Here is a 15,739-nt window from a genome sequence, read left to right as displayed (position 1 = left end):
CAATTTTTCAATTTCATTGCCCATAATTGGAGTGAATTTATCCCTTACTTTATAAAATTTTAGTACCTTAGTTAAAAGCTCACTTCCCATAAACAGAATTACTTTAGGTCTAAGTTCTTCTATATGTACTATAAAATTATCAACATTTTCATCTTGTTTGTAGAAAGGAATTGCAGAACGAGATTTTTTTGATTCTACAGCCCAATTAGTTTGTACAATCATTTTGTCGAAAGCATCGCCTAAGCCTTCCTCATTTAGAGGATGCCCCCACATAGAAAACCAAGTTCTAATTCTTTTATCGTATTTAATCCATGTCTTAGCAACATCACCATATCGCAATGATTTATTAGAAAAGGTACATTCTTTAGTCATATCTATTATAACTTCTTGCCCCTTACTTTGTGATTCTTCACCCCATTCATAACCACAAATCATTAATCCGTTTTTATCATTAAAGCCTGCGAAAATTGAATTTGCTAAATTTAGACTTTTTCCCACTTTATCTTCTCTGATACTTTTAAGATTCAAATTATCACATATATTTCATATAAATCATTTATATGGAAAGTTTTTTATAGATATAAAAATACACTTAACATAAAATCTCTTATACGAAATCCAGATTCAAGACATAAAAAAGCCCAACATCCTGTTGGGCTTTTTCGTATTGGTTCGCTCGGTATAACTCCTGTCGTACCTTACAGTCCTTGTGCGTATCTATGTTCTTATTATTGTGTGGAACTTCCTGTTCCTGATGAATCCATCATAGGAAATTGCAGCCAGATCGTATAGGCGCAAAGGGCCGGAATTGGTGTGAGCCAAAGCGTACAAAATTGGTGGATTTTTATCCCAAGAGTTGTCCGCAGAAATTGGGGATAATTTAAGCCAGCGCTGTCTTGATAACGCAGAGAAAAATGACAAATTGATTAAATATTGATCAATTTTATTGACAAGAAGTATCAAAATTGCTCAAAAAGAAACCGACTTGTTTCCAAGTCGGTTTTTTGTTGTTTTTCAGGGGGGGTGAAAAATTTTTAACTATATGAAAAACAATGATATTTCAAAAAGCATTTCGTATAAGCTCTATTATGTTAATTTTAGGAAATCTTTAAAGTATTTAAAAAATATATGAACTTAATTTCAGCAACATTATTAAATGAACACCCTATCAAAGGATGTATTCAGGATGGAAGTGGAAACACTAAACCATTTCCTATTTTTGCTATTGATGGGCTTCCATTAAATATATGGATAAGTAAAAACACTAGTTTTAAAGATGCAAAATCTTCCGTTCCAGCACAGGGTTGGCTATATGACTTTGAAAATAGCGTTCCTTTGAGTAATGCATGGAAACTATTAAAACCCGAAACTTCTGAATATGGTGCAGTATCAACTGTCATACCAATTTTAATTTGTCCTGATGATTTAGATCTTGTCTGTAATGTAATTATGATTGAACAGATCGTGACTGAATCAGAGGTTCAATGGATTCGATTTGGGGTAGCATGGGACAATATGCATGACCTTGTAACATCCGTAGTTTGGGAAAAACCTTTTTCATCTCCTGTTTTAACATTTAAATTAAATAATTTTGAAGAAGCATACAATAATTTGAAAAGTTTAGATAAAGCTTGGAATGAGGGGATTTAACATAATGGCTGTTATACGAAATTAATGGATGTTCGTATAGATTACTTGCATATTGTATTCGATCGAATACAATATGGTGAGAAGAGAAGGAATACTCATGATTGAAATTAAACGTCTGCCAGAATTTGATGAATGGTTAGATGGCATTAAAGACAATATGACTCGTATCCGCCTGAATCGTCGATTAGATAAGGTTCAACGTGGAAATTGGGGAGATATTAAACCTCTCCAGGATGGCGTTTGGGAAATGAGAGAATTCTTCGGTTCCGGATGGAGGATGTATTACATCCAACATGGTGACGTAGTGATTGTAATGCTTGGTGGAGGAGATAAATCAACTCAACAACAAGACATCGATCGTGCAGTCAAATTATCGAAAACATTGGAGGATTAAAATGGTTAAAGTCGCTGATTTACCAAGTTTTGATATGGCTGAGTCACTCAAAACTGAAGAAGACATTGTGATGTATCTCAACATAGTTCTTGAAGAAAATGATCCAGCTGAATTAGCTCATGCCCTTGGCGTAATTGCTAAAGCTCGTGGCATGACTCAAATCGCTAAAGAAGCAGGGATTGGACGTGAAGCACTTTACAAAGCCCTACGTCAGGATTCAGCACCACGTTTTGATACGATTAATCGTGTAGTGAATGCTTTAGGCTTAAAACTCACAGTACAACACGCCTAAAATATTAAAAAATATAATAAAAATGGGAGATTAAAGCTCCCATTTTTTTATTTTTTGTTATTTCGTATAAGGTGTATTATGTTAATTTTAGGAAATCTTTAGAACCACTGAAAATAATCAACTTAATTACGAATGACTTTATATTGTTTTCTATGTGAAGTACCTTTTGTAATTATTCTTTTAATGATAAATTAAAATTAAGCATTTACACAAAATTTAGAACAGTCTCAAAACTTTATTTTCAACTATTCTATATATATATCAAAGCTATAGAATTCTTTAGGTAAGCTTGTATCATCTAGGGTATTTTTTGCTACTACCTGATACTTTAAAGTTCCGTCACTCAGTTGATATTCCGCTAGTTGATTTGAGTAACTAAGCTTTTCTTTTTTCAATAGTTTTAATTTTAATTCATTTAATACATTTATATCTGAATTTTTCAAAATAAAGCTTACTGGTCCACCAGAGGATAAAGAAATATAAGTTAATTTATTATTATCTTTTTTATATTTCAAATAAACTTCCGTTTGAGATAAATTAGGAATATTAATATAATGATAAGACATCTTAGATTATCAGTCGAAGTGCAACAAAGATGAATTTTTAGATAAGAAAGTAGAAAGGCTATATTTATACGTCTTACGCCAAAAGGCAAAATAGAAATCGTAATTCCAGATCGTATAGCCTCAACACCAAATTATACCAATCAGTAAAACCCCCTTAGATTCAGTATGTATGTGTCGGTTATTATTGTTGATTATCACAATAATTTTAGTGACCAAAAACCAAAGTACCTCACCCTACTTTAAGTTACACTACATAAAATAAAGACTTTATATAATTGTTATATATAGGATTTATTAAAATACAATTTATGTAATTCGAGGTATTTTATGTCGGTGACTATTGCCAAGGTTGGGGTCGGGAGTTCGAGTCTCCTTTCCCGCTCCAAATTCAAAAAGCCCTCATCGAAAGATGGGGGCTTTTTTTATGACTAATTTTATTCATTTTTTGAAAACCTCCTACTACTAGCTACTCGAAAATTAGGATTATTCTTTAAATATACGAGACAAAATAACATCCCTTGATTTGATAATATGTGATGAAACACCGTGTATCAAATAAATTACATGACTCTCTTACTCCCTATAATTAAGGTGACGAATTAAGCATAAAAAGGGACTTTAAAAGTTGAATGCGATCTACGTTTTAGAATTTGTGAAAAACTATGATTAGTGTAGTTAATTACTTATTAAAATTTTAGATATTGATCATTATTTTTTCAAAAAAAACCAAAGCCTAAGCTTTGGTTTTTTAGTAAATTGTATGTCAATTATTTTTGATCAGGCAAAGCATAGGCAATGATGTAATCACCTACATCTTTAGAGTGGCTTGCACCACCTGCAGAAATAACCACATATTGTTTTCCAGTTTTTGGTGACTTATAAATCAATGGTGCTGCAACAGCAGCCACAGGAAGTTCAGCTTTCCACACTTCTTTACCGGTTTTAGAGTCTAAAGCACGTAAGTAGTAATCTTGAGTACCTGCAAAGAATACTAGACCAGAAGCAGTTGACGTTGGACCACCTAAAGTAGGCATACCAAGAGGCATTGGCATATGAGATTTAATACCTAAAGGTCCAAGTTGTTCAGCAGTCCCCATTGGCACTTCCCAAACGACTTTTTTAGATTTCAAATCAATCGCTGTCATGGTTCCGAACGGAGGGCGGTTACATGGTACACCCAATGCAGACTGCATGATGTCGATTTTTACACCTGCATATGGACCTGCAAATTGTGGACGTACAGTCCCCATGAATCCTGGAACTTCATCCGTTGAGATTTTGTACTTGCCCATGTCTTCTTTACGTACAAGAGACATACGAAGTGGCATACGCATATCGTTGACGAACATCAAACCTGTTGATTCATCGATAGAAATACCACCCCAGTTCATACCACCTAAAAGACTTGGCCATTCTATATATGGTTTTTCACCCGGCGGGGTATAAAGACCTTGATACACAGAATCTTTATAATCAATACGACAGTTTAATTGGTCAAAGGTAGAGATCCCCCACATGTCTTTTTCACGTAAAGTGTCATTCCCAATTTGTGGCATATCGACAGAATATGGTTGAGTTGGAGAAAGTTTTTCACCTTCAGCAGCACCAGAGGTTGGAACGGTTTTTTCAACCACTTTAGACACTGGTTTACCCGTACGACGGTCTAAGACAAAGATTTGTCCCATTTTAGTGGTTTGAATCAATGCAGGAACTTTTTCACCTTGATCATTGGTCATGGTGTAAAGCACAGGTTGTGACGGTAAGTCATAATCCCATACGTCATGATGCACAATTTGATACGACCACACTGTTTTACCAGTCGTTGCATTGACAGCAACGACAGCCGAACCAAATTTCTCTTTAGCACCACTACGGTCACCACCCCAATAATCTGGAGGACCATTACCAGTAGGTAAATAAACAAGATTTAAGTCTTTGTCATAGGTTGGAATGGTCCACATGTTTGGCGTTTCAAGGGTATAACCTTTACCATCTTTAGGCTCACCAACAAGTTCAGGATTACCAATATCCCACGCCCAAGCCAATTTACCTGTACGAACATCATAGGCACGTACGACACCAGAAGGCTCGCCGTGCACAATATCACGGACCCAGCCACCTAAAATTGCAACATGACCTGCAATGAGAGGAGTTGATGTTGGGTGGTAGCGTTTACTTTGTTCAGTTGGCCCCATGTCATGTAAAACATCGACTTGACCATTGATACCAAACTCAGGGCATAAAGCACCTGTTTTCGCATTCAAGGCAATTAAACGACCATCAACAGTAGAGGTTAAAATACGTTGTGGACATGCTTTGATGCCGTTAGATGCTAAATCGGCAGGTGTAAGTGATTTATCTTTAGTTGCATCGTAGTAGCCTACACCACGACAGGTAATATGTTCCGCAGTTTTTGCTTTAGGATCATATTTCCAAAGTGCTTTACCACTATCACCATCAATGGCAGTGATAATATTGGTCGGTGTACATGAATACAGTGTGCTACCAATTTGAATGGGTGTATTTTCGTCTACACCTGCTTTCAAATCACGACCCGTATGGTAGGTCCAAGCAACTTTCAAATCTTTGACATTTTCAGGGGTAATGTCAGTATATGGAGCGAAACGTGTACCGTTACCATTACGACCAAAATACTCCCAGTTGTCTGGGTTTTCAGCATTTGGTTTTGCTAAACTTGGATCTTGTACGAGATCAACTGGATTTAAAATTTTGCCATGTGGGAAGAATGCGGCAATCAGCGCAACCACACAGGCAGCTAAACCAACGAATCCAACTTGATTGGCTATTTTAACTTTTGTGAGGCTCAGTGCAGGCAGACTACGACTTGCCCATAGGCTTAAAACAAATAAAACAGTTGGGGTCACTAAACGTGGAATATATTGCCAAAAGTCAAAACCTTGCACTTCAGCAATTGCCCAGATCACAGTTGCAATAAATGTGATGATAGACAACCAAAAGCCAGCGGCTTTTTTCATTGCATATAAAACAGCGATGACGATATACGCAACACCAGCAATGAGATAATAGCTTGAACCACCGAGACTCAATAATTTAGAACCTTGGATGATTAAATATAGTGCGATCAGAGCAGTCAGTACGATAAAAAAATATCGGTAGACTTTAGCCCCTACACGCTCTTGCGGAGAGGTTTGTTCTGTGTTCATACCTTGCCTCTGGGTAATATAGGCTTGGTTGAATAGCCAAAAAATTAGAATAAAGTAAAGTCTTTTAAATCGTATGCTATAAATACATGGTGCCCAACAAAACGCATTTGAAATCGTATAAATCTAATTACATTCTACTCATTCAATTCTTGAAGTTATGGCTAGCATTCAGTTTTAAATACTTACAGATAAGGAAATAATTTGGGCTATTGATACCAAATAGTTGCCTATGTAACGAAGTTTGAAGATTGAGTACAATCACACACTGTGATTGTACTTTAGTAGTAGAAGTATACTCCTTTTCAAGTATTGTGTTTTGATCGACATGCTTATTCAAAGATTCAAAAAATTAAGCCCTCCTAAACAACTTAGATTTAAGTCATCATTGAGGGGTGAAAACAGCCTCGTTCGTTCAATTGATTTCAAACCATTACACATGCATGAATCTGATTAATTTAAGAAATATTGAACTGGTAATTTAGAATCTCATCCTTTATTCCTGTTCGAAGCAATTTCTTAACTGCATTGGCAACGATATTCAGACTGAGGTTTCCACTCATCCCATTTAATGTATGTTAAAACATCAAGCTCTAGAGCCAATAGCTAGATGAAGCCTATCACTACTTTCTTTATAGCTATCGTAATATTACTAAGCTTTTGTCTTCTACAAAGAAAGTGAGATAATTTGGAGCGATTCAGACGAATCTACAATGTTAAATGAGGCCTTGAACAAAGCTATACTTCATTCAAATAGAAGTATCTAACCCACTGTCTTAGATATATTATTTTTAAGGTTGAATATCTGCAAAGTTGCTAATACCTTATTTTCTAATAAATTCATTTGTTGTTATTTCTACATCTATTGTTTTAAATCAAACACTTATTTTATCAAATTTGCATAATTTTTATGCAGATTAAATGCTAAAAAGACATTCTGCTAAGTTAAGAATAATCCATCATTTAAAGAATCACGCATTTACGAGTAGCGTTTTGATATCTATTAAAGGTGTCATTATGTCTCATTTAATCTCTGAAAATATTCATGTTATTGAAAATGACTTAGAAGCAATTCATGCAGCGTATCACGTTGCAGATTTTGCTTTGGAAGGTCGAAATGAACGTGATCAGAACCGCCTACTGCCTTTTGCAGAAATCGACTTATTCAGTCAGAAAGGTTTAGGCGGCATTCGTATTCCCCAAAAATTTGGCGGTGCCTACGTGTCCAACAAGACACTGGCGCAGGTTTTTCGCATTATCAATAAAGCAGATTCTAGCGTGGGCCAAATTCCACAAAACCAAATTGCCTTGCTGTATATGATTGACCTCATGGGAACGGATGAACAAAAAGCCTTTATTTTTAATGAAATTTTACAGGGAAAACGTTTAGCCAATGGTGGCCCAGAGCGCAATACCAAAGACACCAAAACCTTAAATACAACGCTGCGCATTGAAAATGGAACGTATGTGGTCGATGGTGAAAAGTTCTATTCGACCGGCAGTAGTTTTGCAGATTGGTTGGCGATTAAAGCCGTTCACCCTGAAGGTCATGTTGTCCTGACCATCATTGATCGACACGCTACAGGCGTAGAAGTGATTGATAACTGGAATGGTTTTGGCCAACGCACAACGTCTAGTGGCACTGTCAAACTGAATCATGTGGCAGTAGATCCCCTATTAATTTTTGATGAACGTAAGCTTTCTGCAGGGCCAACGTATCGCGGTGCCTTTTCGCAATTGATGCAAGTCGCGATCGATGTGGGGATTGCGGAAGCTGCCTTTGCAGACACCCTTTCTGCGGTACAAAAAGCCCGTCCAATTGTAGATGCACAAGTCGAGAAAGCCAGTTTTGAGCCTTACACCCTACAGGAAGTGGGTAAATCTGCCGTTTTATTGGATGCTGCGATTCTACTTTTAGATGAAGCCGCAGATTACCTCGATGAATTAGATCAGCTTGATCAGGTGAGCGAACAACAAGCTGCTCTAGCTTCGATTCGTGTCGCTGAAGCCAAAATCTATGCCAATGATGCAGCCTTACAGATCTCTGAAAAACTCCTTGAATTAGGCGGCAGCCGTGCAAGTTTGAGTGCCCATAACCTTGATCAACACTGGCGCAATGCCCGAGTACACACCTTACATGATCCTGTGCGATGGAAGCTGCATACCTTAGGCGACTATTACTTAAATCATAAATTACCTGCACGCCATGCGTGGATTTAAGGAGAATTCTGATGACCTCATTTCCAAATATTAATTCGCTACAGGCCATATCAACAACACCTGCGCATATTATTCAGTCCGATGCAGAAGCACTTGAAATTGCAAAACAATTGGCCGAACAATTTAGAAAAAATGCCGTGCAACGTGATGCCGAACGCATACTGCCGTTTGATGAAATCGAGGCCTATAGTCAATCTGGTCTCTGGGCAATCACGGTTCCCAAGGCATTTGGCGGTGCCGAAGTTTCAAGTTATACCGTGGCGCAAGTGATTGCGCTTATGAGTGGTGTAGATGGTTCAATTGGACAAATTCCACAAAACCATTTTTATGCACTAGAAGTATTACGAAATACCGGCACCGCTGAACAAAAGCAAAAGCTTTATGCTGAAGTGCTTGCTGGCGCTCGTTTTGGCAATGCCTTAGCCGAGTTTAAAACCAAAACCGCTGCGCAAAAAAAAACGTCGATTCGTCCTCATGACGATGGTTTTGTGGTGAATGGTGAAAAGTTTTATTGCACCGGCAGTTTATTTGCACATCGCATTCCCACATTGGTCAAAGACCCCGATGGTCGTGAATATTTAGCCTTTATTGCACGTGAAAGTGCAGGTCTAGAGTTGATCGATGATTGGACAGGGTTTGGACAACGCACCACCGGCAGCGGCTCTGTTAAATTTCATCAAGTTGCGGTTCCTGCCACAGATGTCATTCCCTTTGATCGTGCATTTACAGAGCCGACATTGGTGGGGCCATTTGCGCAAATTATGCATGCTGCGATTGAAGTTGGGATTGCCCGTGCAGCCTTTGAAGAAAGTTTGCGCCGCGTACACCAAACTCGACCATGGATTGATTCCGGCCTTGATCTTGCAAGCGAAGATCCTTTAACCAAATACGAACTCGGTCGCATTGCCGCAGATGTTCGTGCCAGTGAGGTCTTGCTGAAACAAGCCGCTCGTACCATCGATGCTGCTCGCCCACAGCCCAATGCCGAAAACATCGCAAAAGCCTCATTAGATGTAGCGAAAGTGCGTGCGCATAGTACTGAAACTGCACTAAAGGCAGCTTCAAAATTGATTGAACTTGCAGGCAGCCGTGGCAGTCAGCGTGAAGATGGCCTAGATCGATTTTGGCGTAATGCACGTGTTCATACCTTGCATGATGCAGGGCGTTGGAAATATTTCTTCATTGCCAATTACCTCCTAAATGGCGTATTGCCCCCACGTCGAGGGACCTTGTAATGAGCCAAATCACCACAGCAGATACCCAATCACATTCTGCCAAGAAAATTTTACTGAATGCCTTCGACATGAACTGTGTCGGCCATATCAATCATGGCTTATGGACCCATCCACGCGATGAGTCACACCGCTTTAATGAACTGAGCTATTGGACCGATCTTGCCAAAACCTTGGAGCAAGGGCTGTTTGACGGGCTATTTATTGCGGATATCACCGGGGTCTATGATGTTTATGAAGGCAATATTGATCTCACACTTAAAGAGTCGATCCAACTGCCGAGCCATGACCCCAGCACCCTAATTTCTGCAATGGCTGCGGTCACTGAAAACTTAGGTTTTGGTGTAACAGTCAATTTGAGCTATGAAACGCCTTATCAATTTGCACGTCGATTTGCCAGCCTAGACCACCTGACCCAAGGTCGAATCGGTTGGAATATCGTGACTGGATATCTAGACAGTGCAGAACGCTTGATTGGGCAAAAAGGCCTGAAAGATCATGATCTACGCTATGAACAAGCTGAAGAGTTTTTGCAGCTTTGCTATAAGTTTTGGGAAGGCTCTTGGGAAAATGATGCGGTTCAAAAAGATAAAGCAAATCGCATCTTTAGCGACCCAAAAAAAGTACATGCCATTCAACACCAAGGCAAGTTCTATCAAAGCCAAGGGGTATTTCAAGTTTCTCCATCGATTCAGCGCACCCCTGTGTTGTATCAGGCCGGTGCTTCACCACGTGGTTTAGCTTTTGCGACGCAACATGCAGAAGGCATGTTTATCGGTGCAGACAGCGCAGAAAAAGTTAAAAATCAGGTACAAAAAATTCGCAGCCAAACTGCAGCGCAAGGTCGTGACCCACAAGCTGTGAAACTCTTTGTTGGCATTACGGTGGTGACCGCAGAGACCGATGAACTCGCCCAAGAGAAATTGGCTGAATACATTCGCTATGCCAATCCTGAAGCGGGACTGGCACACTTTTCCAGCTCGATTGGGATGAACCTCGCCAACTTTGCAGAAGATGAAGCCATTCCGTATCAGCAGACCAATAGCATCGCATCGGTCAATCAAAAATTTAAAGAGCAGAAAATTACGCGCCAAGATTTGCGTGCTCAGCACGTTCTAGGTGGGCGATATCCGCTCTTTGTCGGAAGTGGCGCCAACGTTGCAGAACAGTTGATTGATTATTTGGATGAAACTGGCATCGATGGATTTAATCTGACTCGCACCGTTGCACCTGAGTCACATCAAGATTTTATCCGTTTGGTCATTCCTGAATTACAGCAACGTGGTCGCTATAAAACTGCGTATGACACTGGCAGTTTAAGGCAAAAACTGTTTCAACAAGGTGACCATTTAGCCACGACACATCCCGCTCATCGCTACCGATGTCGCACTTCCGACACATCATCTCAGGCAGCACTTAAAAACGTTGAGACAGCATAAGCTGCAATTAAAAAACAATATTTTAGACAAAAAATTTAATTATTTCGAAATATAGAGGTGTGCCATGGCACAAACAGCAAAATCTAAATTCACACTGATTGGTGTGATCGTAGCCATCTTGGTGATTGGCTTAGTTATTTGGAATCAACAAAAGAAAAGTCATCAAAGTGAATTGGTGATTGGGATTAGCCCATCTTTTGCTAAACCCTTACAAGTCGCTGCAGATGAAGCCAAGCAGCAAGGACTGAACGTGAAATTGGTGGAATTTTCGGACTGGAATACCCCGAATATCACCTTAAATCATGGTGATATTGATGCAAACTTTTTTCAACATCAGCCGTTTTTAGACAATGCAAAAAAAGAAACGGATTTTAAAATCAAAGCCTTTGATGTCGGTGCTGCAACCCATGTCGGACTGTATTCAAAAAAGTATAAAAACTTTGCTGATTTACCCCATAAAGCCAAAGTGGTGATTCCGAATGATCCGGTCAATCAGGGCCGTGCCTTACAACTGTTACAGCAAGCCAAGCTCATTGAACTGAAACAGCCAGATAACTTTTTATCGACTTTAAATGACATTGCAGCGAATCCTAAACAGCTTCAATTTATTGAGGTGGAAGGCCCTCAAACGGCACGTGCGATTGATGATGTCGATCTGGCTTTTGGCTATCCACATTATTTACGTCTAGCAAAAACTGCCGATCCTGAAAATGCCTTACTGTTTGACTCCAATACTGACAAGCGTTTTGCCATCTTATTTGCCGTACGTGATGACTATGTAGATCGTGACGATAAACTGCGTAAATTTGTCGATATTTATCAAAACTCACCTAAAGTTAAACAGGCATTGGACGCAGATTTTGGTGCAAAACTGTGGTTCCCTGGTTGGAAATAAGGAGTCGCTCATGGTGAGTTTCGGTTCATCGGTTGAATTTGCCGTCCCGCATATCCAAATCAAAAATTTAAATAAATTTTATGATGTGCAAGGACAGCAGGTGCATGCCTTAAAAGATATCAATCTGAATATTCCACAAGGCAAAATATTCGGCATTATTGGGAAAAGCGGCGCGGGTAAATCTTCGCTGATTCGAACGCTGAATGGCTTAGAACAAATCAGTGATGGCAGTATTTACATCCATCAACAGGAATTATCTCGCCTAAATCACACAGAGTTGATTGCTCTGCGTCAGCGTATTGGGATGATTTTTCAGCATTTTAATTTGATGTCTGCCAAAACCGTGTATGACAATATCGCGCTGCCACTTAAAATCGCCAATTTCAGTCAAGCCGATATCGCTCAGCGAGTGAATGAAGTGCTGAAGTTGGTAGGTCTTGAAAATAAAGCAGAACACTACCCTTCTCAGCTTTCCGGTGGGCAAAAACAACGTGTCGGGATTGCACGAGCGTTAGTTCATCATCCAGAAATTTTACTCTGTGATGAAGCGACTTCTGCACTCGATCCAGAAAGTACCTCTGTTGTGCTGTCTTTGCTTAAAGAAATTAATCAAAAGCTCGGTATTACCATTGTGTTGATTACCCATGAAATGCAGGTCATTCGCGAGATTTGCGATCAGGTTGTAGTGATCGATCAAGGCGAAATTGTAGAAGCAGGACAGGTTTGGAAAGTGTTTTCTACGCCTCAACAGCAGATCACACAAGAGTTACTCAACCTTGAACAACTTGATTTACCAAGCGATATTCAGCCACAACCGTCAGATTCAAATGATCAAATCATTTTAAAATTACGATATGAATCGACACTACAACAGTCGCCTGACTTAAAGTTTATTTTTGATCAATTTCAGGCGCCAGTACATCTGTATCAAAGTCATATCGATAGTATTCAAGGGCATTTAATCGGTTCGTTGATTGTCGCTGTGGACAGCAGCCATTTAGAGATCAACGCCGTATCTGAACAACTTAAACACCATATCGCACAGATTGAGGTACTCGGCTATGCACGACCAACTCATTGATTTACTGATTAGTGGAACCATTGATACCTTACTGATGGTCGGCGTTTCAGCCTTTGTGGCCTTTCTGATCGGCCTGCCTTTAGCGGTCGTATTGGTGTGTAGTGCTGAACACGGGATTTATCCTTCAAAAAGCCTAAACCACACCCTAGGTTGGTTGGTCAATATTACCCGTTCGGTGCCATTTCTTATTTTAATGGTAGCGCTTATTCCGCTCACGCGCTTTATCGTGGGCACCAGTTATGGCGTTTGGGCCGCTGTCGTACCTTTAACCCTTGCGGCCACGCCTTTTTTTGCACGTATAGCTGAAGTAAGTTTACGTGAAGTCGATCAAGGTCTGATTGAGGCCGCTCAAGCCATCGGCTGTAATCGCAAACAAATCATTTGGCATGTGCTGCTCCCTGAAGCGCTTCCTGGCATCGTCGCGGGCTTTACTGTGACTTTGGTGACCATGATTAATTCTTCTGCCATTGCAGGAGCTATCGGTGCAGGTGGTTTGGGGGATATTGCTTACCGTTACGGTTATCAACGCTTTGATATGCAAATCATGCTGGCAGTGATAGTGGTCTTGGTCGCGATCGTGATGCTGGTTCAAGCCTGTGGAGATCACATTTCCAACCAATTGGATAAACGCAAAATTTAAAACGACCCTCACGATTATTTTTCGTATTTCTTAGAAAAATAATATGCCGCTACACATAAAAAAATACCCTAATCTGCATTAGGGTATTTTTTCGATCAGTTGCAAAATTGATTCTGCTTAAACAGAATCTTTAGACAGAATTAATAGGTCACACGGACATAATCACGATATTCAGGTTTCCAGAAATTCGCTTCAATCGCATGTTCGAGCACTTCAACGCTGACATTTGGCGCAACACCATCAGCAATCGCAGCCAACGCGACTTTCAATGCAATTTTCTTCGAAATATCCTGTAAATAATCCAAACTTGGCAATAAATCAGCATTTGGATCTGCCAATTTTGGTGAACAGTCCGCCAATGCCGTACTAGATGCCATCAGCATATTTTCCGTCACACGTTTCGCCCCAGATGCAATCACACCCAGTCCAATCCCCGGGAAAATATAGGAGTTATTGCACTGTGAAATCTGATGAATCTTGCCATGATAATTCACTGGTGCAAATGGACTACCTGTCGCAATCAGGGCCTTACCTTTGGTCCACTCGATAATATCTGCAGGCACCGCTTCGACACGTGATGTCGGGTTAGATAGTGGCAACACAATAGGCTGTTCACAATTTGCAGCCATCGTTTCAATAACCTCTTGGCTAAACAGCCCCGGTTGTCCCGAAACCCCAATCAATACAGTCGGTTTGGCATGTGTAACCACATCCAGGAGTGAGATGACCGAATCTGCATTTGCCCAATGTGCGACGTTATCCGGTGCTTGCGCAAGCTTGCGTTGGAAATCTAAAAGATTCGGCTGATTTTCAGTAATTAAACCAAAGCGGTCGACCATAAACACCCGCGCACGTGCTTGAGCATCGGTTAAACCTTCCGCCACCATTTGCTTGATGATCTGTTCTGCAATCCCACAACCTGCTGAACCCGCCCCTAAGAAGGTGACGATTTGATCTTTGAGCTGCTTGCCTGCTGCACGTGATGCCGCAATTAAACTTCCGACAGACACTGCTGCTGTCCCTTGAATATCGTCATTGAAACAGCAAATTTTATCGCGATATTTTTCCAGTAAAGGCATCGCATTTTTTTGTGCAAAGTCTTCAAATTGAATCAGCGCTTTAGGCCAACGTTGTTGAATGGCTTTAATCACGTCATCGACAAATTGATAATATTCTTCACCACTAATCCTAGGCTGACTCCAACCCATATAAATCGGGTCATTCAACAGCTGTTGGTTATTGGTTCCGACATCTAAAGTAATCGGCAAAGTATAGGCTGGACTGATCCCACCACACGCAGTGTACAGCGACAACTTACCAATCGGAATCCCCATCCCCCCAATGCCTTGGTCACCAAGACCAAGAATACGTTCACCGTCCGTAATCACGATCACTTTCACATTCTTTTTATTCACGTTATGAATAATTTGATCGATATGATCACGGTCAGGATATGAAATAAAAATCCCACGATGACGACGGTAAATGTCCGAGAAGCGCTGACAAGCCTCACCCACTGTTGGTGTATAGATGATCGGCATCATCTCACTGAGGTGGTTTTCAATTAAGTGATAGAACAATGTTTCATTGGTGTCTTGAATATTGCGCAGGTAAATATGCTTATTGATATCACTATTAAATGCACAATATTGCTGATAAGAACGCTGACTTTGTTCTTCAATGCTTTCTGTAACGTGTGGAATTAAACCGTGTAAATTAAAGCTCTTACGTTCATCTTCATTAAACGCAGAACCCTTATTTAAAAGTGGGAGTTCTAAAAGTGTATTTCCGGCATAAGGAATATATAAAGGTCGTTTCGTTTTCAAATTTTCACTGGGCATTATTTAACTCGTTTAATTAATCTTTTGTTTCGCACTGCAAAAAGCGAAATGCACAAAAGTGACTATCTCGTTATTTGTTATAGCCTATCCTGATTCGAGCGCTTTGGGGCATTTAGTAAATTGATAGTAGTTTTAGTTAGATTTTATAATCTGATAACTCGATCATGCATCCAATCATCGCAACGCCTATTTTGGCTTAAATGTATACGACTTTTAGCGAATCTTAGAAAATAACAAAAATAATTAATGATTAAATTTCAATCAATTAAATAAATTCAAAACAAAGCCATAATTTTGGTAGGTCTTT

The 15,739-nt window shown here is 39.8% G+C and carries 13 protein-coding genes; 9 read left to right on the top strand and 4 right to left on the bottom strand.

Annotated features, from left to right (window positions below):
• Positions 1-498 (bottom strand): hypothetical protein (locus FTU83_RS04630; RefSeq protein ID WP_180105788.1); only part of this gene is annotated, 498 nt, incomplete at its 3' end.
• Between the two features lie 630 nt (positions 499-1,128).
• Here FTU83_RS04630 and FTU83_RS04625 point away from each other — a divergent pair.
• From FTU83_RS04625 to FTU83_RS04615, 3 genes are all read left to right on the top strand, one after another.
• On the top strand, positions 1,129-1,650 hold the full coding sequence (locus FTU83_RS04625) for a hypothetical protein (RefSeq protein ID WP_180105732.1): 522 nt from the start codon (positions 1,129-1,131) through the stop codon (positions 1,648-1,650).
• 97 nt (positions 1,651-1,747) lie between these two features.
• Positions 1,748-2,044, top strand: coding sequence for a type II toxin-antitoxin system RelE/ParE family toxin (locus tag FTU83_RS04620; protein WP_004647749.1), 297 nt, complete (start codon positions 1,748-1,750; stop codon positions 2,042-2,044).
• 1 nt (position 2,045) lies between these two features.
• Positions 2,046-2,336 (top strand): addiction module antidote protein, encoded by a 291-nt coding sequence (locus FTU83_RS04615; protein ID WP_070155664.1) that lies wholly within the window; start codon positions 2,046-2,048, stop codon positions 2,334-2,336.
• A gap of 245 nt (positions 2,337-2,581) precedes the next feature.
• Here FTU83_RS04615 and FTU83_RS04610 read toward each other — a convergent pair whose 3' ends face one another.
• Complete coding sequence (locus tag FTU83_RS04610) at positions 2,582-2,902, bottom strand: hypothetical protein (protein ID WP_180105733.1); 321 nt, start codon at positions 2,900-2,902, stop codon at positions 2,582-2,584.
• A 767-nt stretch (positions 2,903-3,669) separates the two neighbouring features.
• Positions 3,670-6,087 carry a membrane-bound PQQ-dependent dehydrogenase, glucose/quinate/shikimate family gene (locus FTU83_RS04605; protein WP_180105734.1) on the bottom strand — a complete coding sequence of 806 codons (2,418 nt, stop codon included), beginning with the start codon at positions 6,085-6,087 and terminating at the stop codon, positions 3,670-3,672.
• 1,014 nt (positions 6,088-7,101) lie between these two features.
• Between FTU83_RS04605 and FTU83_RS04600 the strand changes: the two genes are divergently transcribed.
• The 6 genes from FTU83_RS04600 (at position 7,102) to FTU83_RS04575 (ending at position 13,591) form a co-directional block, all read left to right on the top strand.
• Positions 7,102-8,304 carry an SfnB family sulfur acquisition oxidoreductase gene (locus tag FTU83_RS04600; RefSeq protein ID WP_180105735.1) on the top strand — a complete coding sequence of 401 codons (1,203 nt, stop codon included), beginning with the start codon at positions 7,102-7,104 and terminating at the stop codon, positions 8,302-8,304.
• A gap of 11 nt (positions 8,305-8,315) precedes the next feature.
• Positions 8,316-9,539, top strand: a complete 1,224-nt coding sequence (locus FTU83_RS04595; protein WP_180105736.1) for an SfnB family sulfur acquisition oxidoreductase — start codon at positions 8,316-8,318, stop codon at positions 9,537-9,539.
• Positions 9,539-10,975 carry an LLM class flavin-dependent oxidoreductase gene (locus tag FTU83_RS04590; protein WP_180105737.1) on the top strand — a complete coding sequence of 479 codons (1,437 nt, stop codon included), beginning with the start codon at positions 9,539-9,541 and terminating at the stop codon, positions 10,973-10,975. The genes FTU83_RS04595 and FTU83_RS04590 overlap by 1 nt, the downstream gene beginning before the upstream one ends.
• A gap of 64 nt (positions 10,976-11,039) precedes the next feature.
• On the top strand, positions 11,040-11,870 hold the full coding sequence (locus FTU83_RS04585; RefSeq protein WP_078191522.1) for a MetQ/NlpA family ABC transporter substrate-binding protein: 831 nt from the start codon (positions 11,040-11,042) through the stop codon (positions 11,868-11,870).
• 10 nt (positions 11,871-11,880) lie between these two features.
• Positions 11,881-12,951, top strand: a complete 1,071-nt coding sequence (locus FTU83_RS04580) for a methionine ABC transporter ATP-binding protein (RefSeq protein ID WP_180105738.1) — start codon at positions 11,881-11,883, stop codon at positions 12,949-12,951.
• A complete protein-coding gene (locus FTU83_RS04575; protein WP_078191524.1) occupies positions 12,932-13,591 on the top strand; it encodes a methionine ABC transporter permease in 660 nt (219 codons plus the stop codon). The genes FTU83_RS04580 and FTU83_RS04575 overlap by 20 nt, the downstream gene beginning before the upstream one ends.
• A 140-nt stretch (positions 13,592-13,731) precedes the next feature.
• Here the strand turns inward: FTU83_RS04575 and FTU83_RS04570 are convergent, their stop codons facing one another.
• The gene (locus FTU83_RS04570; RefSeq protein ID WP_180003556.1) at positions 13,732-15,432 is read right to left on the bottom strand and encodes an NAD-dependent malic enzyme; all 1,701 of its coding nucleotides are present in this window, start codon (positions 15,430-15,432) and stop codon (positions 13,732-13,734) included.
• Positions 15,433-15,739 lie beyond the last annotated feature (307 nt).

Source organism: Acinetobacter sp. YH12152 (genome assembly GCF_013418285.1).
Classification (GTDB): domain Bacteria; phylum Pseudomonadota; class Gammaproteobacteria; order Pseudomonadales; family Moraxellaceae; genus Acinetobacter; species Acinetobacter amyesii.
The sequence above is the reverse complement of the archived record's forward strand: the minus strand, read 5'-3'. Positions and strand labels throughout refer to the sequence as shown.

What these genes read in the sequence shown, in the direction of transcription:
- FTU83_RS04615 (WP_070155664.1), top strand. Translation starts at nt 2,046, where the DNA reads ATGGTTAAAGTCGCTGATTTACCAAGTTTTGATATGGCTGAGTCACTC.
- FTU83_RS04600 (WP_180105735.1), top strand. Translation starts at nt 7,102, where the DNA reads ATGTCTCATTTAATCTCTGAAAATATTCATGTTATTGAAAATGACTTA.
- FTU83_RS04585 (WP_078191522.1), top strand. Translation starts at nt 11,040, where the DNA reads ATGGCACAAACAGCAAAATCTAAATTCACACTGATTGGTGTGATCGTA.
- FTU83_RS04595 (WP_180105736.1), top strand. Translation starts at nt 8,316, where the DNA reads ATGACCTCATTTCCAAATATTAATTCGCTACAGGCCATATCAACAACA.
- FTU83_RS04625 (WP_180105732.1), top strand. Translation starts at nt 1,129, where the DNA reads ATGAACTTAATTTCAGCAACATTATTAAATGAACACCCTATCAAAGGA.
- FTU83_RS04575 (WP_078191524.1), top strand. Translation starts at nt 12,932, where the DNA reads ATGCACGACCAACTCATTGATTTACTGATTAGTGGAACCATTGATACC.
- FTU83_RS04620 (WP_004647749.1), top strand. Translation starts at nt 1,748, where the DNA reads ATGATTGAAATTAAACGTCTGCCAGAATTTGATGAATGGTTAGATGGC.
- FTU83_RS04605 (WP_180105734.1), bottom strand. Translation starts at nt 6,087, where the DNA reads ATGAACACAGAACAAACCTCTCCGCAAGAGCGTGTAGGGGCTAAAGTC.
- FTU83_RS04570 (WP_180003556.1), bottom strand. Translation starts at nt 15,432, where the DNA reads ATGCCCAGTGAAAATTTGAAAACGAAACGACCTTTATATATTCCTTAT.
- FTU83_RS04610 (WP_180105733.1), bottom strand. Translation starts at nt 2,902, where the DNA reads ATGTCTTATCATTATATTAATATTCCTAATTTATCTCAAACGGAAGTT.
- FTU83_RS04590 (WP_180105737.1), top strand. Translation starts at nt 9,539, where the DNA reads ATGAGCCAAATCACCACAGCAGATACCCAATCACATTCTGCCAAGAAA.
- FTU83_RS04580 (WP_180105738.1), top strand. Translation starts at nt 11,881, where the DNA reads ATGGTGAGTTTCGGTTCATCGGTTGAATTTGCCGTCCCGCATATCCAA.